This is a genomic window from Bdellovibrionales bacterium (genome assembly GCA_016716765.1).
Taxonomy (GTDB): Bacteria; Bdellovibrionota; Bdellovibrionia; order Bdellovibrionales; family UBA1609; genus JADJVA01.
Map to the genome: position 1 here is coordinate 1,333,181 of JADJVA010000020.1, position 21,903 is coordinate 1,355,083.

Below are 21,903 nucleotides of genomic sequence, written 5' to 3' on the forward strand. Positions count from 1 at the left end.
TCAACCTTGCCGTTCACCAAACAAACGGGTTCCCAAACGTATGTAAGTAGCTCCCTCTTCGAGAGCATATTGGAAATCTTGGCTCGTTCCCATCGATAATTCATGCAAATGATGCCCAGCCGACCCTCCTGAAACCTCAGAGGTCCACTCGTCTCGCATATGACGAAGCCGAGCAAACCCTCGCCGAGTTTCCTCCGGCAGCCTACCAGGCGCCGGAAGAGCCATCAAACCACAAATTTTGATCCCATCAATCTTTTGGAGGGCCTCTAGAAAAACTCTACCCTCTCGAAAGTCTATTCCTGATTTATTCGGCTCGTCATCGATATTAATCTCAACCAGTATCTTCTGTATTAATTTTTGAGCTGCTGCCCTCTGGCCAATCAATTGGGCAATACTAACGCGATCCACAGAGTGTATAAGATCTATTTTTCCAACCAAATCCCTCACCTTGTTGCTCTGAATGTGGCCAATAAAGTGCCATTCCAGTTGAGGGTCACCCAGCAAGGACACCTTTTTTAAATATTCTTGAACATAATTTTCGCCCACAATTTTAAGACCTGCAGCGACAGCTTCCTGGATTCTTGCAATACTTTGTCCCTTTGCCACTCCAACAATTCTGGCAGAGTCCTCTGTTCGTCCCGCCCTTACCAGGGCAGTTTTCATCTCAGCCTTTATTTCAAACCAATTCTCACGCACGGATTTTCCAGCCATTTCGCGCCTCCAATTCTTTAAAGAGCTCGAGCGGAAATCCCACCACATTGGAAAAGGAGCCCTCCAACTTGCTCACAAAGACGCCTGCCGCTCCTTGAATCCCGTATCCTCCCGCCTTGTCAAATGGCTCCCCGCTGGCGATATACGCGAGGATTTCATCGCTTGTCAGCGTCCGAAACCAAACTCGACTTTCATCTGAAACCAAAGTCTCTTTGTTGCTGTCTACGTCCAGCACGCAAAAACCTGTGATAACGCTATGCATTTTTCCCGATAATCTTTTGAGAAAGTCCCCGGCTTCAGCCGAGTTTTTTGGCTTCCCCAATACTTCGCCCTTGAATACAACGACAGTGTCTGCAGAAAGAATCAAAAAACCTTGTCCTTTCGTTGGGTTAGTCTGAGCTATGTAGGCCTGACCTTTCTCCCTCGCGAGAGACTCTGCCACTGACCGAGGCATCAGGTTTTTGTCAATTGTTTCCGATAGTTTAACAGCATCCACACGAAACCGATAACCTGCCGCAGTGAGGAGATCACGACGACGCGGCGACTGAGAAACAAGGATAAGCTGGTGCATGGCAACTTTAGATCACAAAAGGACCATAGATGTTAAGCTTTGATTTCTTAATCCTGTTGAGCGGACTGGGTTTGGCAGCTCTCGCGGTCTATTTGTTCGCCACAGCAGTTTTTACAAATAACACCGATTCCGATGCTCTCGCCTGGGCCTCAGGCGATGAACCTCGCAAATCCAAATCTCCACTCGTAAATATCTCGCGCCCTCTCGTTCATAATTTCACTCTTCAGCATGCGACGCGCATTAAAAATGAGAAATATCGCAAAAAAGTTGAAAAATTGATTCTTACCTCTGGACTGTCTCAAGAACTCAATGTGGATGAATTCATTGGACTGCAAATTCTTTGGGGAGTGATGGTCCCCATCTTTCTCATTATCCTCAATTTTGCCCTCCAGCTTGGTTATCCGTATTGGCTCTGCGCCATTATCGGAGTCACCGGACTGCAGTTTCCTCACCTCTACTGCGGGTCCATGAAAAAATCCCGCTATATTTCTGTCGTTGTCGACTTGCCATTTTTCATAGACCTTCTTGCGCTTTCGACAGAAGCAGGTCTTGATTTCATTAATTCCATTCAACGAATCGTAGAAAAAGCTGAAAACAGCGTCCTCGCCGACGAATTCTCAATTGTACTTAAAGACATTAAACTGGGCAGCTCAAGATCCGATGCCCTTAAGGCCTTTGCACAGCGCCTAGATATTCCAGAAATCACAAGCTTCGTTGCGATGATCAGAGATGCCGACTACACTGGTGCTCCAATCGCATCAGTGCTGAAAGATCAAAGCGCCCAGATGCGCCTCGAACGCTTTATTCGGGCCGAAAAAGCTGGATCAAAAGCCTCTCAGGCCATGCTCATTCCAATGATGGTATTCATCTTACCAGCGGTATTTATCATGGTCTTCGCACCTGTGGTTCTTCAATTTTTTTATGGAGCGAAATAGTGGCCCACCTACTAAACACCTCGAAAAACAAAATAGTCTTTTCTGAAGTCATCATCGCTAAAACACTTTGGCAACGGTCCAAGGGGCTACTCGGTCGAGCCTCCCTGAGCGAAGATTCAGTCATGTGGATTTTGGACTGCAACTGGATTCACACCTACTTTATGCAGTTCCCCATTGACGCTGTTTTTGTCGATCAAAACCTCATTGTGAAAGCAATAAAGTCGAATATATTGCCACAAAGAATGACTATCCCATCCTGGGGCTCGCATTCGGTGTTCGAAATGACAAGTGGCTTAGCTGAAAAGCAAACAATTGAAATCGGAGATCAACTCTATGTGGGCGCTTAGAGTTCTTTCGGGTCCTCAGGCGGGACAAATTTTCAAGCTCAAAAATGGCACGAACACAATTGGTCGCGAGCCAGGCTGCAATGTCATTCTCTCCAGCGCCGGCGTCTCCAAGCAACACGCCAAACTGGACGTCTTTGATGATAAAATAATTATCTCTGACCTAGGATCTCGCAATGGAACATTTGCAAATGGGGTCAAAATTCAAAGTCTGCGACTAAATGGAAGCGAAAAACTCGCTTTGCATGAAATTATTTTTGAAATTATCGAAATGAGCCAGGCCGAACTACTTCGACTGACGACTGCTGCCACTGCTCCACAAAACCACCATCAAGCCAGTCCTCAATCAGCCTCCTATCAACAGCAATTCGGTCAACCCTACGGGAATGTAGGATATCAACATCAACCAGAAACAAATTCCCCTCATCAAGCAACGTCCCATACCTCCCGTGGCCCACAAGCAAAGGCCACTGTCCTTCTTCTTGCTGAGAAATATCTAAACGAAGTCGTTTTGCCTGGCGTATACAAACTTCCCGAGATAATGGAGTTTCGCCTGGTTCTCGCCATATTTGTGGGGGCTTTCATCCTATTTGTAACCTCTCTCTCAGCTATTCCACTGATGCGAATCCTTAAGGCCAGTGTAGAAAAAGAGAGTCAGCGAAGGGCGCTCACCATCGCTCGCACATTGGCAAAAATAAATCGAGCTCCCCTGATGCAAGGAATCGAATCAGCCGTTTCCATTGAAATTGCCCAAAGGGAACCTGGAGTGGAAAGGGCTCTCATTATTTCAAATGTGGACGGAAACATCATCGCACCGGCTTCGCTTGCTGGGCAGGTTCCCGATCTTCCCTTTATCCATGAGGCGCGTCGAGAAGGAAGAGAAATTGTCAAACAGATTGATGACAGCACAATCGGGGCCTTGGTTCCGATCGAATTTTACAATCCTGAAACGGGATCTCAAGCGGTCACGGCCTGTGCCGCCGTTATTTACAATATGGGTTCACTGGCCGTAGATGATGCACGCACTCTCAGTCTATTTATTCAGACATTCTTTATCGCTTTAATCGTCGGCTCTATTCTCTTCTATTTTCTTCTAAAAACAATTGAGTTTCCCTTAGTAACGCTCAACCAACAGCTTGATCTCGCACTAAAGGAAAACCATGATAATTTGCGGACCACTTATCAATTTCCGGTCTTGCAAACCTTGGTCTCAAATATCAACAGCGCTCTATCTCGAATGGGAAGCTCGGATCCATCAAAAAATCCCACCAGAGTCGAGTATGATCGTGGTGCGGAATTGAACAATCTTGTACAGCTTATAGGATTTGGTGCCATTGGAATCACCGCACACGATCTCACTATTCAATCTGTTAATCCCGAATTTGAAGATCGAACAGGAATGAAATCCTCGGATCTCGTCTTCCAAACTGTTGACAGAATCACAGATCAGGCTATGCGCCTGAGCATCAGGGATCTCATAGAGAGAGCCCTTCAGAATCCTCACCAGATCGCATCGAATGATCTTGATATCCGCGGAGAAACATTCGAAATAGCTCTTCAGGCAGTTCATGGCAGCGACCAAGTGGCTTACTTTATTGTGAGCATCTTGCCCTCTTACCAAGGAGGTAACTCCTAATGACTGAGGGAAGTTTTGCTCCATCTATACCCCCCGGGTTTGAATTCTCTCTCGTTGTAATGAACGGGAAGGACCAAGGGGTGACTTATCGTTTGACTGGACAACGAGTAACGCTCGGACGCGGAGAGGAGAACGATATCCAATTCCAAAGCGATATGAAGTGCAGTCGCCAACACGCAGTCATAGAATTTGGAGAACATGGGGTGTTCATTGAAAACATCTCTGATTCAAATGTCTTGATTGTGGATAAAATCGAGGTGCAAAAATCCCGAATAAAAAACCTCTCGCATATTGTTCTGGGGGAAACTGAGTTAAAACTAAGGATCAAAACTCCCCAAGACCTGGGCCTCGTTGCTGTTCCCAATCAAATCGCAGCTTCTTCCATACCAACAAGTCCAAAGACACTTGGCCCAGGATCCGGAAGGTCAAACCACAACTTTCAGGGAAGCTTCCATCAACAGTCTTCCTCGTCCCAATCCCAATCCCGCAACTCTTCGTCAATGATTCGCTATCTAGTTGGTGGCTTAGCCATCCTTTTTTTATATCTGATCTTGTCTGAAACCTCAAAAAAGAAGGATATCACTGAGATCCGCACAGATGAGGCCGTCGATGCGGAAATAGAAAAGACTCAAAAATTACGTGAATCAGTCATAGAGCAGCGTCAAAAGCAGGGAAAAAATTCCCAGCAATACAATGAAGCGCAGGCCGTCTATCTTCAGGGATTTCGCGACTACAAGCAAGGTATCTATGGCCGATCCCTTGAACTGTTTCAAGCATGCCTTTCCCTTTTTCCTGAACATACTCTTTGTTTGCGTTATTTAAAACTGGCACAGAGAAAGTACAATGAATTGACTCAATACCATATGATTTTGGGACGGAAGTATCGGGAACACGCCCAATTCTCAGCTTGTAAGGCATCTTTTCGAAATGTCATGGTCATGGTCGTCGATGCAAATAGCGCCATCTACAAAGAAGCAAAGGCCAACTATGACGCATGTGACACGATGGTTGAGGAAAGATATTGATGGCTAAACTGGTCATAAGGCTCCATGGTAAGAAATTTATGACCGTCGACCTCGTCGATGGTAAGCAATATTTTGCCGGGCGCAACCAAAATTGTGAGATCCCTCTCAATAACCAAAAGGGAATTTCTCGAAGTCATTTAAAAATTTTTCAGAAAAACGAAATCTGGATCGCCGAGCTCGTTTCGCGCTATGGTAGTCTCATTTTTGAAGGCGAGTCCGCTGAATCAATTCAATTAGAGAAAAATTTAGTCTTCCAAGTTCCTCCTTATGAGTTCTCATTTCAAGAGTCAGCAACAACCCCCTCCGATACCGACCACCCAAATAAAAACGAAAAATCAGCTGTCGCAACTTTGAGTCCAAAATCCAACAGTAGAAACAATACCTCCGGCAATCCAATAAATAACGATCAGTTCTTTCCTGCTAACGAACCGCAACCGTCCACTCATAAAAGAGGTGAACTCATCACCTCAGATATGAAAGCAAATAGTATTTCCCGCGAGGGCAATTTAGAGGCCACAGCTCCCGGCATTAACAACTTGTCTGCCTTCTTACGAATTAAGTTTCCTGACCGCGACAGAGATGAGGTTCTTGAACTGGTAGGGCATCTCTGGGTTGCAGGACGAGACGCGAATTGCGAAATACCCATCGAAGATGGACATGTCAGTCGCAACCATTTTGAACTGAGTCAAACAAATGATGGGATGTATATAACCGACCTTGGCAGCGCAAACGGAACTTCAATAAATGGTCAAATACTCACCCCACATGAGCCCTTCAAGATAGTTAGTGGCGATCATATTACAATCATGGATCTCACGATTATTCTTGAAATGAGGGATCGGGATTTCAAAAATAAGCTGATGGTTGCTAGTCAAATGCCACTTCCCGATCAACCCGCGCAAATGTTACTACCTGCTCCATTCAATCCAAACATATACTTTGACCCAGAGGGGCCATCTGCCGTCAGACTCGAGGCTCCTCCCCCCGTGGGGCTCAAAGGATTCATAGCTAGTTTAAAAAGAAATAAGGTCCGTCTGGCCCTTGTTCTCTCCGTACCTTTACTCTTCCTTGGTTCCTTATTTAATTCAGAGACAAATAAAACCCAAAAAGCCACCTCCTCAAGTAAAGAGGGATCAAGTTTTGACAGACTTAGTCCCGAAAAGAAATTTGCCGTAAAGGACATCTTTAATCTCGCTCGGGGACATTACACACAAGGAAGGTATGAGCTTTGCGTCGCGGAGCTAATAAAGTTGCATGAGATTATCCCACTCTATGAAGATTCAAAATCACTTCAAGCTCACTGCACACAGGGTTCTGAGATGACTCGGGAAAATCAGGAACTCGAACGAAAAGAGCGAGCCCGAATAGAAACTCAACAGAAGATTTCATTCATCGTAAAAGACTGTAAATCACGTTTGGGCCACGGCGCCTCTGTTGACGAGGCAAAGGAATGCTTGAGTTTGGCGATCGAACTAGATCCCAGTAACTCGGGAGTAGTCAGCATTCTTTCAGAAATCCAGGCCAAAGAGGATGCCGACAAACAGGAACAAGCCGATGCCCTTGCAAGACAGTCTCGGAACAGGGCAGGAGAATCCCAATATCGAAAAGCCAAGGAATTATATAAAAAGGGACGACTCAACGATTCCATAAGTGAATTCGAAAGATTTCTTCGCGGTGGATATCCTGGTCTGCAAAATCTCGAAAATATTGCGACTCGCGAGCTTGCCAGCACCAAAAAGGAATTGGACAAAAAAATTCAGACTGGACTCTCTCTTTGCAAAAGCCATTATGAAAAGAAAAACTATCGACCAGCTATAGAAGCCTGCGATCAAGCCCTTAACGAAGACCCGAACAACAAGGAGGTCCTTTCAACGAGAGATCAAGTTCTCTCAGACCTTCGTCGAGAAATGAGATCAATTTACGAGGACAGCGCCCTTGAGGAGAGCCTGGGTGAAATTGAAGGTGCAAAGGAAAAGTGGAAGAAGATTCTCCAAAATGATATCGAGTCCGACGAATACTATCAAAGAGCCAAACGAAAATTGCAAAAATATGGAACCGGAAGCTGAATGAAACTAGTAGAAAGATCCTACAACGGACGATTCTCCCGCCCTCGTCCTGAAATCTTTATTGAGGAGCAGTCGGGACTCCTCATTGTTGCTACTCCGTGGGGCTCCCGAAATGCAGCACGAAAGGCCATTCAAACCATTACTGAATTTTTTCTAGCCGCCAAAGATGACATTGAAGTGACATCCCCTTTTCAAAAGCTCACTTGCCTTTCGTCTATCGCCAATTCTCTGAGAACGGCCGTCATGCTGGCTAACGATCTCGTCTATCAGGAAGAAAATCGCGAGGAATATCTCTCTAGCCTTGAGCTTTTCGCTGCCGCTATCTCTGCAAATGAACTTTCTTTTGTTCAATTGGGCCATCCTCAAGTTTTTTTGGATAGAAATGGGTACCCTCCCATAACCAGTGGTTCGCTTACTGATTTGTCTCTTGATTTCAGTAGGAAGGGCAATGTTTTGCCCCCACTGCCTAGCACTCTTTTGGGAGTTCATTCTACAAGTGCCTTGAATATTCGAACGATTCGCGTAAACAAAGAAGATCGCCTGCTTCTCGTTAGCCACTCATTCATGCCAAGTTCATTTTTCAATCTAGGATTCGAGGAAAGATCGATCGAAAAAATATCCTCAATTATTTCAAAGCAATCGCCCCAGGAACCCTTTTGGGTTGGACAGGTGACTTTTTAGAGTTCCACATCGCGATCTTTATCTCCCGATTCATCATTATAGTATTTTTCAATATCATATGATTTGGCTGGATTATCACTTTTTTCGGTAGACTTCTGCGGCTTTTTTGGTGGTGGTGTGCGTACGGATTGCGAGGAATCTTTCTTGTATTTAATTGGCTTTGCAGTTTCTTTTTTTGAAGGCTCCTTTTTTGTCTTGACCGGCTTCTTTGCAATTTCATCATTCGGGTCAGACAACTTCTGGTGAGATTCCTTGATTACCTGAGTTTCTTCTCTTCGCGGCTTCTTTTTTTTCGGTTTTGGATTCGTTACCTTTGGCTCAGCAAAATCGGACTCGAAATCTTCAAAGTCATCAGAGCTATCCTCTGATTCAGCTGATTGCGGTTCTGTCTCCTGACGTTTCTTATATTTTGAGTCAAAATAGTAAGTGATTCCAATTCCGCCTTGAAGTCCGCCCGATGTTCGCCCACTGAGATAAAGCACAGGAGAAACCTCCAACCGAAGAGACCAAATTGCCTTCGGCAAGAGGTATTCAAAGGCGCCCCCCGCCCTTAATCCCAACTGCGATTCCTCTTCCCTTTTGTCCCCTAAATAAACGCCAGCTACAATTCCGCCAAATACAGAAAACATGACCGTTCCCACACTTTGGCTCATTTTCCACCGATCATCTTCACTCAACAAATAATAGATATAATTCGCATCAAAAATGAGAAACTCATCAAGCTGATATCCAAAATCTGCATTCCACGCTCTTTTCCAATTGAGCCACTTTTGATATCGAATTGAAATCGGCTGACCTATCATCCCAGCCAATCCATATTGACCAGACTTAAATCCTGGAAAACGCGAATCACCCTGCGAAACAGTCTGTACCGCAGAGCTCGAATACGAGAGCGGGCAAAAAAATAGACTGAAAACCACCGCAGGCAGAAGAAGGAATTTTATCTGAGCATCCACTCTAACTTCCCCTTACATCTCATCAAACGCGAATACCTAAAAGATTGAATTATTCCATAAAATAAGACTTAATATTAATATGAATGTTCCCATAAAGACAGCTGAATACGAACATCTTGATGAGTTGCCACCCATTTCGGGGGCCGCTTACGGCCCTTTTACTAGTCGACTTCTGGGCCCAGTGCTAGGAATCAATTTTTTCAACGAAAAAAAAGTGTGCTCCTTTGATTGCCCCTATTGCGAACTTGGGCGTACGACTATTCGAATGAATCAATTGAAAAGGGAATTGCCTTTTTCACCACCTGAGCAGTTAATTTTGGAAATCCGCAATAAGTTAAAAGAATTTTCTCAGTCCTCCTTCAGTAAACTGCTTATTTCAGGAAATGGAGAACCCACTTTATATCCCCATTTGCCAGAGATTATCGATCTCCTGATCACCGCAAGAGACGAATATTTTGGAAAATTACCTATCGCCCTTATGACTAACGGAGTCCACCTTGACAATCGCAGAACATTGGAATGTCTAGATAAATTGGACGAAGTATTGGTGAAACTTGACGCAGGAAATGAATCCGTCTTTAAGTTGGTAAATAATCCCATCGTCAGAGCTCATCTCCCAAAGGTCATTTCTGGAACCCGCAAGCTGAAATCATTTACTATACAGTCATTTTTTGTTCGGGGAATTATCGATAATACTAAAGATGCCATGATTGATGAATGGATTGAGGTTGTCGGTATGATGAAACCTGAAAAAATTTACCTTTATACTTTAAAACACACTCCTCCAATCAAAGGGCTGATTAAGGCCGATGAAGACACACTTTACACGATAGCCTCAAAACTCAAGCGGCGCACTCAAATCGAGGCACTCGTATTTCCCTGAAGGGACACACGCACTTCCTCGATTACAGTGGATTCTCGCCCTGAAGAATTTGATTGACCATCTTTGCGTATCTTTGATTTTCGGGCAAAGAAAGAAATAATTCAGCTAAGGAGGGTTCGCTCGGCTCTTCAATGTTCACATCCCACTTTAAACTATTTACGTAATTCCATCCTGCTATACGACGATCAGTCAAGTTCTGATGGAACAGGCGAGTGAATTGCTCACGCGCCAGCTGTTTTGACCCAAGATTCTTTTCCTCTATCCAACGCAATAAGCTCATGAGCACTTCGTCCTCACATTCGTGAGGTTTCGGACGTTGAAATCGTTTTTTACCCCAAAGAAAAATGCCTTGGCAGCCATGTGACGAAAGACGAAAGGACCTACCCAAATTTTTTTCACCGACATATCTCCATGTCTCCTTGTTGTATCTTTCCCCCAATACCCTGAGCCACTTCCAATTTTTTTCGCGCAAAGCAATCAGAGCCTTCCAACCCCAGAGTTGTTGATCCCAAGGCGCTGCCCGAGTGAGACCAACAAGCTTCTTTATTAAGAATTCACTGCTTTTTTCCTCAAGCCACAATGCTTTTCCGATCTGAAGCTTTTCCACCAATATCTGAGGTGGAAAGGACCATGGCACAAAGGCCTTATTTTGAAGCGACAACAAAATCTCATTGGAAATGGACCGAAAAATCTGGTCACTCTCAGAAAGAGGTGCAATTTCTTGCCTATCAATAAGAGTATTAAAGACCTTTACCTTCTCGTCGTACAAAAGAAGGTAATGCCCTCGCCGCAGAGAAAAGCGGCTACCTCCCAGTCCACGCCATTGTGGCCACCCAGACTCCACCAATATAAGTCTATCCTGATCCCAAGACACTTGTGGTCGATCCAAAGCGCCAAGAAGGGAGACCACTGGCAAGCGCTCCTCACCACTTTGTGCAAGGGGCATCCCAAAAAAATCAAATAGAGTCACACCAACATCAACGAGAGAAACATTTTTGTCTATCTTCCATTCTAGACCAAGATCACGCTTGCTTCTCGCCGGCTTGATATATAGCGCAACCTGTGACGCCTCAGAATGAAGATCATAAGCTTCGAGCTCTCCTGGTCGCTGCACTTTTGACCTTCCATTGAGTCCAACCAGTATGACAGTCGTGCTATCCCACCGACCCAACGCCCTTAAGTCAGTAATGAGAGATCCCAAACTTTCCCCCACCTCCCTTAGTTGACCCGAAGAAGATTTCTCACGTATTTCTCCAAAGTCATTTTTAGTTTCTATTCCGGGAAACTGAAGGTCTGGGACATAAATGAAGGAAAAAAACGGGTCATGAAGCGATTCCTTTTTAAGCCAATTCAAAAATTCGCCAAAATTCTCCTCGACTGGACGATACGGATGGCTTGCCGTGGGATTGACATTGTCCTCAAAAACCTCGAAGCCCTGTGCAAATCCAGATTTTCGCCAGATTGGAGGCCCCCCTGAAAAAAATGAGGTTCGGTACTTTTTTTCAATCGCAGTTTCTTGGATAGTTTTAAAATGGGCGCTGAGGTACTGAAAACCGTTATGCCAAACCCCGTGCTCAAACGGGTAACGCCCTGTCAAAATTGAAGCTATGGCCGCCTGACTCATTATTGAGGAGGTATATGCATGTGTGAAACGCACAGATTCTTCACAGAAAACATGAAACCCTGAGAAATCACGGAGAGATACGGTCTCTTGGGTGCCGCAGGAAAAGGAATCAAAGCCAAGATATTCTACCGCGACAACCAACAGAGACGGTGAAGATCGATCCCGCCACCCACAGCTGGTTAGGAACACGGCAAAAAATATAGAAATGCAAACGTAGTTTTGAAGTCTCAACACGTCCTGAGTGTTCACGATTGCTCCCCATAAGTGAATATTTCTTCGATGTTAACGCTGATCATCATCCCTCTTGACCCCTCGTCCGCGCCCCGTAGATAATAAACAGATCTCGAATATTCATATTGTATCTCCACCAGGAGTTCTCGAACATGTTAACTGATAAATTTTTTTTAATAGCAGAAGCGGGCCACGAAATCACACTTTGGGTACTTGTCACTCTCAGTGTCTTGAGTGTGGCTTTCATTTTGGAGCGATACCTTTCGATCAGGCAGGTGCGTATCTCCAGCCGCAAAACAAGAGACCGAATTCGCGAGACCTTACATAGTAATAATTTGCTTGAGATAGAAGATCTCGGTCGAGATCGCGACACTTTAGAGGGTCGAGCTCTCTCTTACGGCTTGAGGCATATCAAAGCAAATGGCTGTGTGGGGCTGGAGGAAATATTTAATTCTTATGCTCGCCTTGAGCGCCACCAACTTGAGAAACATTTGAATTTTCTTGCAACAGTTGGCTCAAACGCCCCTTTTATTGGCCTTCTCGGTACAGTTTTTGGAATCATGGACGCATTTCGCGGGTTGGCCACAAGCCAAGGCGATGCCGCAGCCGTGATGATTGGCATTTCAAAAGCACTGGTGGCGACCGCTATCGGGCTTATCGTCGCCATTCCGGCTGTGGTTGCGTACAATTATTACAACAAACAGGTCCGTTCTATTTTTCAAGGACTTGAGGGCGTCCGAGACCTTTGTATAGCCTATGCCAAATCAATCAAAGGAAAAACCTAATGGCTGGAAGAATGTCTGAAGATGAAGACGGCACAATCTCCGATATTAATATCGTGCCTTTCGTTGATATTACCCTTGTCGTATTGATTATTTTTATGGTTACAACCCCGCTGATTATGAAACCGAGTATAAATATCAACCTTCCAAAAGCAGCAAGCGGAAGTGACTCCACTCCCTCGCAGTTAACCATCACAATGACAAATGAAGGAAAAATCTTTCTCAATGGCCGAGTGGTTGTAAATGAGGAAATTAGCATCTACGCGTCTAATATCTCAAAGACGGAACCAGATATTCAAGCGATCATCTCGGCAGACCGAGACGTGTCTCACGGCCAAGTCGTGGCCATGATAGATCTCATCAAGGAAGCTGGCGTAAAAAAATTCGCTATCACGATCGATAAAAAGTAATCATGAAAAGGAGAGAAGAAATTGAGTAAGGATCCTCTGCTTTAATTCCTTACGATCAATTTGATAACCCAGAAGCTCCTCCATTGAAACCATTGTGGAGGAATCAAATCCACAGGGCTTTATTCCTTGAAAGGCCTGAGGATCCAGGTCCACATTCAATGCAAGGCCATGGTAGGTAACCCAAGAACGTATAGAAACTCCAATAGAAGCTATTTTCCTATTTCCAACCCAGACTCCCGTCATTCGTAAACTCGTATTGTCCATAACACCCACTGATTTAACTTCCGCGGGCAATTCGTATGAAACTAAGCTTGCTACCAAACAAGCTTCAAGGCATCTCAAATAGCTGTGCACATCCCTCGGACGTGCCAGATAACCTCTTTCTCGTTCCAGCGAAAAAATAGGGTAAACCACGAGCTGACTGGGGCCATGATAAGTAGCCCTGCCTCCCCGTGAAGCTTCATGGATCTCTCCTTGCCAACCTTGAATATCTTCTTCCTCTGTGGCGCGCCCCAAGGTCACGACTGGGTGATGTTGACAAAAGACAAGGGTGTCTGGCTTGCTGCCATTCTTGACCGCCTGAACCAATTCCATCTGCTTCTGCACAGCCTCCTGGTAGACAATTAGCCCCCAGTCCTCAATCACAAAGGGAGATAGCTCTCCCTTTGTCGATAAATTGCGAGCAGATTCAACTTCAAACATCAGCCCTCACGTTAGATCCGTTTCCCTTACTGAGGGGGCGCTGAATGATATGAATGGCATGACCCAGCGCTGCTTCAGCAGCTTCCATCATGGTTTCGCCCAATGTGGGATGTGGATGAATCGTAAGTGCTAAATCCTCAAGTGTTGCCCCCGTCTCAAGAGCCAAAACCGCCTCACTGATAAGGTTACTGGCTTCTGGCCCGACGATATGAACTCCCAATATCAAATGAGTCTTAGCGTCTGCAATAACCTTAACAAATCCGTCGGTTTCCATCATTGAAACCGCCCGACCGTTGGCTGCAAAGGGAAACTTGCCCACCTTTAAATCAACAATCCCATTTGCTTTACACTCCTCTTCTGTCCAGCCAGCAGAGGCAATTTCAGGATCAGTAAAGATAACTGCTGGAACAGCCTTCGCATCGTAGGCCCGATTCACCCCAGCGATCACCTCAGCAACCAAAACCCCCTCATGACTTGCCTTGTGTGCCAACATGGGCTGACCAGCAATATCTCCGATGGCAAAAATATGCCCCAGATTCGTGCGCCGTTGAGCATTTACCTTAATAAATCCTTTCTCATCAATCGCAAGACCTATACCCCTTAAATTCATTTGATCAGAACAGGGGCGTCGACCCACTGTCACCAACACTTTATCAACTTTGATTTTCTCTTCCTTGCCCTTCACCTCAAAGCTAACCTCAACAGCCCTCCCTGATACCTTATAGGATTTCGCCTTTGCACCCAGATGAATTTTTACACCGTTCTTCGCCAAACGACGCTGAACCACTTGCACGCAATCTGGATCAGCAGCTCCTACGAGTAATCCTGATGTTGCTTCCAACACCTCCACTTCAGATCCTAACTTCGCAAGATAAGAACTGATTTCCAGTCCTATGTAGCCACCACCGATGACCGCGATTCGTTCCGGTATATGGTCTAGATCCAAAGCTCCTGTCGAAGACAAAATCCACTTTTCATCGAAGGCAAAGCCGGGTATCTCAATAGGGCGAGAGCCTGTAGCAATGATATAATGCTTGGCCCTGATTTTCTCAGTGCCGCCTGATGATTTCACGCTCAATTCCTGAGCTGTAACAAAGCTCGCATCGCCCTTCATAATCTTGACTCTATTGGCTTTTAACAACATGCCGACGCCACCTGACATCTTGTCGCAAACTGATTTCTTCCAGCTGACGAGTTTCTTCATGTTGACCGTGATGTCTCCTTTGATCTCGAATCCCATCTCGGGAGCATCGTGCTTGGCTCGATGAAGAAAGTGGGCCGCTGTAATCATCGCTTTCGAAGGAATGCATCCAATATTTAAACAGACCCCTCCCAATGCCTCACGTTCGATGATCACCGTATTAAGCCCCTTCTGAGCTGCACGTATGGCAGCCACGTAACCACCAGGACCAGCACCGATTACGCAAACATCAAAAATCTGGCTCACAAAATCCTCCCTTATTTCTTGAGAAATAAATCAAACCATCTCTAACATTAACTGTGATGGGCTTTCGATCCTTGCAGCAAAATCCCTCATAAAATTTGCCGCAACAGCCCCATCAATCAAGCGATGGTCACAAGTAATTGTATAATTCATGAACTTAGCAGGCACCCACTGATTATTCTTCCAAATAGGTCGATCAGAAATTTTATACATTCCCAAAATGGCGACCTCGGGGTGATTGATTATCGGCGTCGCATAAACACCACCAACACTGCCAATATTAGTTATCGTAATTGTTGCACCCTTCATCGACTCAAGGGGCAACTTTCCATCACGAGCTTGACCTGCCAATTCTGAAATCTCCCGACTGAGATCCAAAATAGTTTTCTGATTGGCATTTTTAATAACTGGAACCAGCAAGCCATTTGGCGTGTCTGCTGCAAATCCAATATTAAAATAATTTTTATAGACAACTTCAGAAGCCGCATCGTCAATCGAAGCATTAAACATTGGGTACTTACGAATTGTCGCTATCAATGCCTTAATAACAAAGGGCAAATACGTGACCTTAACTCCGACCTTGTCGCCAACAGATTTAGCTTGCTCCCGAAACTTGACAAGTTCGGTGACGTCGACCTCTTCCATTAAGGTAAAATGGGGAACGATCTGCTTAGCCAATTGCAGGTTCTCTGCTATTTTCTTACGAATGCCTCGCAAAGGAATACGCTCTTCTGGAGCTCCTACAGGTCCCTGGTAAGACGGTCGTTGAATGTTTGACTCTTTGACATGCCCTACAACTGTCGGACGTCCTGCCACAGTGGCACCGACTCCACTCGTCATGTTCTTGGCCTTTACCACATCTTCTCTCGTCACTCGCCCCAATTGACCAGAACCACTGATGTTGTTAATGTCGACTCCCGATTCACGCGCCAGACGGCGAGTTCCCGGGGTGGCCAAAGTTCTGAAATCAGCCACAGGAGGATAGATATCGGGTGATGCACTGAGAACTGAAAGAGCCAAATCACCTGGAGATTTGACTGAGCCAGTTGCGACATTCAAACCCTGATCCATTGGAGAAACCGAAAGCGATTGAGAAGAAACTTGTGGAGTTTTTGGAGCTGGCGATGATGATGAAACCTTCTCAGTATCTCCAATATCCCCCGTTTCCAAAGACAACATAGCCGTTTCTATCGGAATGATATCTCCCTCTTTGCGAAGAAGCATTTTTACGACTCCCGCAATCGGAGTCGGAATTTCGACAGTTGCCTTGTCTGTGAGTACCTCTGCAACTGGTTGGTCGGCAGCGACCCGATCCCCCGATTTCACGAGCCACTTTACCAACTCCCCTTCAGTTACGCCCTCTCCGATATCCGGTAACTTCACTTCTTGAATCGCCATTTTTACTCTCCAGTTGAAATTTTTTGTATTGAATCAAAAAAATATAATTGGGGTAATTCCCAATTGGTTGAATCCTCGAAATTGAGCTCTTCCTCACTTTTCATTGCGTTCGATACCAAGAGTCTGGGTCTGCGTTCGGCGCCGTTTCTCAATCATTCCACGCATAAAAAACTCCCCCGCTCGATAAGAACTTCTCACCAAAGGACCGCTTGCAACGTATAAAAAGCCAAGTTCCTCGGCCGTCTGTTTCCAAAATTGAAACTCTTCCGGCCGATAGAATTTTTCCACTCGCAAGTGTCTTTTCGTTGGTTGAAGGTACTGACCAAACGTAACGACATCACAGTCAATGGCACGAAGATCATGAAGCGTCTTCATGATCTCTTCCTCCCTTTCGCCCAATCCCAACATAAGCGAGGTCTTTGTGTGAGAACCTGAATCTAGCTCCTTAACCAACTCCAACACTTTGAGAGACTGTGAATAACCTGCTCGTGGATCTCGAACGGGACGCTGCAATCGCTCCACAGTTTCCAGATTGTGGGCAAAAACATTTGGCCCAGCTCGCACAATTTTCTCGATATGTGAGGAGCAACCGCGAAAATCGGGTGTTAGAACCTCGACAATAAGGTCAGGAGAATTTTCCTTTATAACGCTGACAGTCCGTGCAAAGTGACCTGAACCTTCATCGGGTAAATCGTCACGGTCCACGCTGGTTAAAACCACATATTTAAGACCCATTTGACTTATTGCGTAGCCTACCTTTTCAGGTTCATTCTCATCAAGTGCTCCTCGTGGATTGCCTGTCTTAACAGCACAAAAGCGACACCCACGAGTACAAACCTCACCCAACAGCATAAAGGTCGCTGTTCCGCCACTCCAACATTCTCCCATATTTGGGCATCTGGCTTGCTGACAAACCGTCGCAAGGCTCAAAGTGCCAAGTAATTCTTTGATGGCAAGATAGTTTTCGCCGCCCGGAGCTCGAACTTTTAGCCAATGTGGCTTTGGTTGGCCCTCTTTAGGCGATAACCCTCCGCCCGGGGAGTCATGCAGCATATCTGTTTTCTCCTCTCATCTGACCGCAGAAGCTAAGTCTGTACGGCCTTCAATAAGGCTGGTTTTATCTACCGCCTCATCAATTGTCCATGCTTGAACCATAAGGAAACTTGATAATACTCCGCAATAGAATTTAAAGATAACCTCCTTGAATGGAGGGATGACACATGAAATTCCAGGGTTTGCTAAAAAGTGGCAGATTGTTAAAACGCTATAAAAGGTTTTTTGCAGACATCCAGCTTTCTGATTCGTCCATAGTCACGGCTCATGTTCCGAATACAGGCAGTCTGATGGGTTGCCTGGACCCTGGCAGTCCATGCCGAATGACTTACCTTAACAGTCCCAAACGAAAGCTCAAATACACACTGCAAATGATCAAGTCCCCCGCCAGCTGGGTCGGAATAAACACAGGTCTTAGCAACCATTTGGTGTGGGAGGCCTTTTCAACTCGTTCTATTCCTCATTGGAAAGGGATAGAATTTGGCCAACGTGAGGTGAAAATCAGCCCTGATTCCAGAATTGACTTAGTTCTATGGAAAAATAACTTCGTGCCCTCGTCTCCCGAGCAACGCTTGTCCATCGCAGATTTTGAAAATCAAAAATTCCATTTTGTCGAAATCAAAAATGTCACGCTTGCTCGAGGTAGACAGGCGCAATTCCCCGACGCCCAGACGGAAAGGGGACGCAAGCATTTGAGGGAACTCATGACCCTACTGGCAAAAGGCCACTCCGCCGAAATTTTCTTTACTGTGCAAAGAGAAGACTGCGATCTGTTCTGTCCTGCCTTAGACATTGATCCAGAATATGCCAGGCTTCTCGCCCAGGCTATAGACAAGGGCTTGGTCGTGACAGCAATCCCATGCCTCTTGCTCGCAGAAGGCATTGAGCTGAATCCATCCCGACCTCTAAAAATACAAATCTCCCCCTTTCTGACAGATAAGGGGGAGACTTAAACACCTTCAATTTAGAAGTCCGGAACTCAACAACTCAAAGAGGAAAAATTCTACTTTTTACTCTCAAGCTGCCGATCGATGATCTTTTTGAATTCTTCAAATGGATAGGCCCCTTTGAGAGATACGCCATTTACAAGGAATCCCGGAGTTCCCGAGAAATCAAATTTTCTTGCTTCCTCCATGTCTGCACGGATAACTTCCTTTACGCTCTCACTCGTAAGATCTTTCTTCAATTTACCCATATCAACACCAACAGATTTCGCTGTTTTTTCAAGAAAGCCTTCTTTGCCTTCGCTTAGCCCCTTTTGATTGTCAAAAATAGCATCATGAAATTTTTCGGCTTTAGACTTGTCTTGAAGGGCAATGGCTTCAAAATACTTGGCAGCAGGCTCTGCAAGGGGGTGAAAATCCAGAGGCAGGTGTTTGTAGATGACCTGAACCTTCCCAGCATACTCCTGTAATACCTTTTTTACTGTCTCATATCCTTTAGAACAGTATGGACACTGGAAATCAGAGTATTCAATGATAGTGATTGGAGCACCTTTCGTCCCAAAAACCACACGACTATCAGATATTGTCGGAACCTTTGGGTTCTTAAACTCCTCTTCCATTCGAGTCTGCTCAGCTTTTGCTTCATTTTCTCTCGCCTTTGATTGGGCCTCACGAGCAGCTTTATTCACCACTTCAATAAACTTGTCAGGATGCTTCTCAATGGCTCCAAAAACGATATCCGGATTATTTTCCACCACTTTTTTGAGTTCGGATGGAGAGGGGGAACAGCCAAAACCAATGGCCGCAACGGCAAGACTTAAAGAGAGTAAGACAAAACTTCTCAAGGGACGACTCCTAGTTAATGGTGAATGTTCAGCGATTTGGTCATTGTGTCATAACTTCAGAAGGTGTGGCAGTAGATTTTTTGTTGACTGCCTTGTGGCCGCTCTATGTCAAATTCTCACGCGTCCTTGATAGCCGCCCCAACTAACTTTACCTTTTGTGTTGGACCCTGGTGGGCAATTCAAAAATGAGGAGATATCAAATGCGGGGGCGCTTCTGTTTTTACTTTCTGTCCCTTTTTGTCTGCAATGCTCTGTTCCCCGCTCAAACTTTAGCCGAGAATTTTAAATATAGCGAGCTACAGATCAAAGACTACGATGAAATGAAGACTTCAGTCAGGGACCGGATCACGGCCTCTAAGAAGGCCTATCTTGATAGACAAAAAAAGGGAAAGAACTCAGAAGAGGCCGATCGACAAGCCATAGAAGTCTTGCGCAACGCTTTAAAATTCATCTTATCACGCCCCAACGATGACAACATGCTCGCCAAACTCATACCCTTTGTGAGATCAGAATTGAACAACTATAACGCTTTTGAAGATACCCTGACGAGTCTCACTCAAGAATCAGTTCGCTCACTAACGAATGATAAAATTTCATCAGTGTACCGCAGCACAAGTCTATTTTTGCTGGAAAATGTGATGAGTGAAATTCGACCTGAAATCAGCAAAAAGGAGGACTTCAAAAAGCTCATTGAGTTCATTCGCGATGCCAAAATTGTCGTTCCTGAATCCGTTAGGAATGAACGGCGACTCCGAAGCATGTACAGAAGCAAAAATCCTTCCGAGATGGCCGAAACCATTCTCAAAGAGGAAGGAACCGACGAAGCCACGCGCAGCGCCAGGGCCGCCAAACTTGTGCAAGAAGCCATCGATAAAGACGCAATAGAAAAGGCCAAAAAAGATGAAAAGAAAATCATTGAAAACAAGAGCGCTCACCAGGAAGACTCAGAATTGGAAAACCTCGATCCTGACAAATGACTGAGTTCCCCATATTCCGAAACGTCTCTAATTTCGACGTCTCAATTATAGATTCTGGCATTAGCCCATAAATGATTATGGCGATTTAAAATGAATCACATTTGAATTTCATTTGACGACCCCTTGGTTCGTGCATGTTTGTCGCAGAGCTTAAGGCAAATTAAAGCCCTGTCGAACGAAATCCGATCACCTTCAGTGGTACAAGGCAAGCATTTGCAAAATCTGATTCTTGTTACTGGGACCGCAGTCATAGCTCTGGGCGGAGTGGCCTGGTCTACCCTTCACCCTCCAAAAATAGATGGCACTGAAATTCAAACAAAAGTGAATCGTGAGCCAACTGGCATGGTCAGCGTTGTGGAAAGTTCCCATCTCCTCACTGTAAGTGATCAAATTGATACAATTAATATTGATTGCCTCGTGAGCGGCCTCGCGCCTGAGATAGAAACACAAGCAAGGCAAGTCCGTTTGGTGGGCCGACTCTGCCAGACAGAATCCAAGGAGCCCACCCGACTGGAGAATCCACAAATCGTCAACCAAACAAATGGTTTCCTAGCGACCGTCTTTGTACCTCAAACCAATTTATTCACCTCGGACTACATCTATCTCACAATTGGAAAAAACCAGTTCCTCATCAGCTGGGAGGAAAATGGAAAATCAAAATTATCTAGCAATTTCAGTCTGGTACGTCGATCAATTAATAATTCCAAGACAGTCCAATAATAAGCTTATTTTCCTTGCTAGAATCTTCAATGTAGGTTGAACCAGTGATTGAAGTTGAAATGCCGTTCTCAAGAGCTTTGTACCCGGCCAAAGAAAACTGTCCTGCGCGAAATCCATAGTAGGATCCTAACGCGACCGAACGAGTCAAGGTGTACCTGATCTTTAATGTCGCTTCATCAATCACCCCAGGTCCTAGGGAGTTTTCATCCATTTGAAAAATACATTTGGTTTCGATATCCAGAGGATTCTCAAAGTCCAAATCCAAGTAATTCCCGCTCAGAGAATAATGAATTTTTAATCTATAGCCCCTTTTGACCTCGATTTTAATATTACTCAATCTCTCTTTGGCTTCGTAAACTGGCCTTATACTTGGACTCGCTTTCGCATACCGGTCAGCATGATACTCCATGAGGCGCCGGACCACATACTCTCCATAGGCCCTCTCTCTCGCATTTTGTAGTTCCGGAGATTCATTTATTCCTGAGAAATTTTGCTGCAAATAGGAGCTCCGCGAAACATTTAAACTTTGCTCCGAAACAGTATAGCCAAATTGCTTCTCGTACTTGCCTTGGAACTCCTTTTCTAGTTCCGGTACAAAAATAAGACTATTAAAAGAAACTCCCTCTTTGCTGGGGGGCCGCTCGACCATCTCCATTTCGACAATTTGAAGTTCCCTTTCACCGCTAACATCTTGCAAATAGCCCCAATGCTCGCTGACAACCGCCGCAATCCGAACCTCCGAACCAAAGGCAGAATGGCTAAGATTGAGAAATAGGATCAAAAAGAGGGCTAAAAACCGCTGATAGATTTGCAAAATTCTTCCTCCTGTTTCATCTAATTGCAACCCCAAGACCATTTTTGGCCTTCGTAAGTATCTGAAATTATTATCTTTATGTTTTACTAGCCAATCGATTCAAAAAGCTCTAAAAAGGATTTGACGGGGTCTTCGGGAGTGCATGGAAACT

General features: G+C 45.1%; 22 protein-coding genes. 12 read left to right on the forward strand and 10 right to left on the reverse strand.

Annotated features, from left to right (window positions below; genetic code table 11):
* Window positions 1-711: a YggS family pyridoxal phosphate-dependent enzyme gene (locus tag IPL83_15055; protein MBK9040456.1), complete on the reverse strand. Its 711-nt coding sequence runs from the start codon at window positions 709-711 to the stop codon at window positions 1-3.
* Complete coding sequence (gene maf / locus IPL83_15060; protein ID MBK9040457.1) at window positions 689-1,282, reverse strand: septum formation protein Maf; 594 nt, start codon at window positions 1,280-1,282, stop codon at window positions 689-691. The genes IPL83_15055 and maf overlap by 23 nt, the downstream gene beginning before the upstream one ends.
* Window positions 1,283-1,311: 29 nt before the next feature.
* On the opposite strand from maf, the gene IPL83_15065 reads away from it, so the two are divergent.
* The 6 genes from IPL83_15065 to IPL83_15090 all read left to right on the forward strand — a co-directional run bounded on the left by IPL83_15065 (window position 1,312) and on the right by IPL83_15090 (window position 7,969).
* Window positions 1,312-2,217, forward strand: coding sequence for a type II secretion system F family protein (locus tag IPL83_15065; GenBank protein MBK9040458.1), 906 nt, complete (start codon window positions 1,312-1,314; stop codon window positions 2,215-2,217).
* Window positions 2,217-2,564 carry a DUF192 domain-containing protein gene (locus IPL83_15070; protein ID MBK9040459.1) on the forward strand — a complete coding sequence of 116 codons (348 nt, stop codon included), beginning with the start codon at window positions 2,217-2,219 and terminating at the stop codon, window positions 2,562-2,564. Before IPL83_15065 ends, IPL83_15070 begins: the two co-directional genes overlap by 1 nt.
* Window positions 2,551-4,197, forward strand: a complete 1,647-nt coding sequence (locus tag IPL83_15075; GenBank protein MBK9040460.1) for an FHA domain-containing protein — start codon at window positions 2,551-2,553, stop codon at window positions 4,195-4,197. The genes IPL83_15070 and IPL83_15075 overlap by 14 nt, the downstream gene beginning before the upstream one ends.
* Window positions 4,197-5,222, forward strand: a complete 1,026-nt coding sequence (locus IPL83_15080; GenBank protein MBK9040461.1) for an FHA domain-containing protein — start codon at window positions 4,197-4,199, stop codon at window positions 5,220-5,222. Before IPL83_15075 ends, IPL83_15080 begins: the two co-directional genes overlap by 1 nt.
* A gap of 473 nt (window positions 5,223-5,695) precedes the next feature.
* A complete protein-coding gene (locus IPL83_15085) occupies window positions 5,696-7,288 on the forward strand; it encodes an FHA domain-containing protein (protein ID MBK9040462.1) in 1,593 nt (530 codons plus the stop codon).
* Window positions 7,289-7,969 carry a hypothetical protein gene (locus IPL83_15090; protein MBK9040463.1) on the forward strand — a complete coding sequence of 227 codons (681 nt, stop codon included), beginning with the start codon at window positions 7,289-7,291 and terminating at the stop codon, window positions 7,967-7,969.
* Here the strand turns inward: IPL83_15090 and IPL83_15095 are convergent.
* Entirely contained in the window at window positions 7,966-8,925 is a 960-nt protein-coding gene (locus IPL83_15095) for a hypothetical protein (protein MBK9040464.1), read from the reverse strand. The genes IPL83_15090 and IPL83_15095 overlap by 4 nt on opposite strands.
* 79 nt (window positions 8,926-9,004) lie before the next feature.
* Between IPL83_15095 and IPL83_15100 the strand changes: the two genes are divergently transcribed.
* Entirely contained in the window at window positions 9,005-9,808 is an 804-nt protein-coding gene (locus IPL83_15100; protein ID MBK9040465.1) for a radical SAM protein, read from the forward strand.
* Window positions 9,809-9,830: 22 nt separating this feature from the next.
* Here the strand turns inward: IPL83_15100 and IPL83_15105 are convergent, their stop codons facing one another.
* Window positions 9,831-11,681: a sulfatase-like hydrolase/transferase gene (locus IPL83_15105; GenBank protein MBK9040466.1), complete on the reverse strand. Its 1,851-nt coding sequence runs from the start codon at window positions 11,679-11,681 to the stop codon at window positions 9,831-9,833.
* A gap of 134 nt (window positions 11,682-11,815) precedes the next feature.
* Here IPL83_15105 and IPL83_15110 point away from each other — a divergent pair, with 134 nt between their 5' ends.
* On the forward strand, window positions 11,816-12,448 hold the full coding sequence (locus IPL83_15110; GenBank protein MBK9040467.1) for a MotA/TolQ/ExbB proton channel family protein: 633 nt from the start codon (window positions 11,816-11,818) through the stop codon (window positions 12,446-12,448).
* 11 nt (window positions 12,449-12,459) lie between these two features.
* Window positions 12,460-12,855 carry a biopolymer transporter ExbD gene (locus IPL83_15115; protein MBK9040468.1) on the forward strand — a complete coding sequence of 132 codons (396 nt, stop codon included), beginning with the start codon at window positions 12,460-12,462 and terminating at the stop codon, window positions 12,853-12,855.
* Here IPL83_15115 and lipB read toward each other — a convergent pair whose 3' ends face one another.
* The 4 genes from lipB to lipA all read right to left on the reverse strand — a co-directional run bounded on the left by lipB (window position 12,856) and on the right by lipA (window position 17,452).
* Window positions 12,856-13,557, reverse strand: coding sequence for a lipoyl(octanoyl) transferase LipB (gene lipB, locus IPL83_15120; GenBank protein MBK9040469.1), 702 nt, complete (start codon window positions 13,555-13,557; stop codon window positions 12,856-12,858).
* On the reverse strand, window positions 13,550-15,004 hold the full coding sequence (gene lpdA / locus IPL83_15125; protein ID MBK9040470.1) for a dihydrolipoyl dehydrogenase: 1,455 nt from the start codon (window positions 15,002-15,004) through the stop codon (window positions 13,550-13,552). The genes lipB and lpdA overlap by 8 nt, the downstream gene beginning before the upstream one ends.
* 30 nt (window positions 15,005-15,034) lie before the next feature.
* Window positions 15,035-16,399, reverse strand: coding sequence for a 2-oxo acid dehydrogenase subunit E2 (locus tag IPL83_15130; protein ID MBK9040471.1), 1,365 nt, complete (start codon window positions 16,397-16,399; stop codon window positions 15,035-15,037).
* A gap of 93 nt (window positions 16,400-16,492) precedes the next feature.
* On the reverse strand, window positions 16,493-17,452 hold the full coding sequence (gene lipA, locus IPL83_15135) for a lipoyl synthase (protein ID MBK9040472.1): 960 nt from the start codon (window positions 17,450-17,452) through the stop codon (window positions 16,493-16,495).
* A 167-nt stretch (window positions 17,453-17,619) separates the two neighbouring features.
* Between lipA and IPL83_15140 the strand changes: the two genes are divergently transcribed.
* Complete coding sequence (locus tag IPL83_15140; GenBank protein ID MBK9040473.1) at window positions 17,620-18,405, forward strand: DNA/RNA nuclease SfsA; 786 nt, start codon at window positions 17,620-17,622, stop codon at window positions 18,403-18,405.
* Window positions 18,406-18,455: 50 nt separating this feature from the next.
* Here the strand turns inward: IPL83_15140 and IPL83_15145 are convergent, their stop codons facing one another.
* Window positions 18,456-19,196 (reverse strand): thioredoxin domain-containing protein, encoded by a 741-nt coding sequence (locus IPL83_15145; protein MBK9040474.1) that lies wholly within the window; start codon window positions 19,194-19,196, stop codon window positions 18,456-18,458.
* A gap of 245 nt (window positions 19,197-19,441) precedes the next feature.
* Between IPL83_15145 and IPL83_15150 the strand changes: the two genes are divergently transcribed.
* Together IPL83_15150 and IPL83_15155 are read left to right on the forward strand one after the other, a co-directional pair.
* Window positions 19,442-20,218 (forward strand): hypothetical protein, encoded by a 777-nt coding sequence (locus tag IPL83_15150; GenBank protein ID MBK9040475.1) that lies wholly within the window; start codon window positions 19,442-19,444, stop codon window positions 20,216-20,218.
* 195 nt (window positions 20,219-20,413) lie between these two features.
* Window positions 20,414-20,938, forward strand: coding sequence for a hypothetical protein (locus IPL83_15155; GenBank protein MBK9040476.1), 525 nt, complete (start codon window positions 20,414-20,416; stop codon window positions 20,936-20,938).
* On the opposite strand, the gene IPL83_15160 is transcribed toward IPL83_15155, so the two are convergent.
* Window positions 20,913-21,794: a hypothetical protein gene (locus IPL83_15160; protein ID MBK9040477.1), complete on the reverse strand. Its 882-nt coding sequence runs from the start codon at window positions 21,792-21,794 to the stop codon at window positions 20,913-20,915. The two genes, IPL83_15155 and IPL83_15160, sit on opposite strands and share 26 nt — an antisense overlap.
* Between the last annotated feature and the right edge of the window lie 109 nt (window positions 21,795-21,903).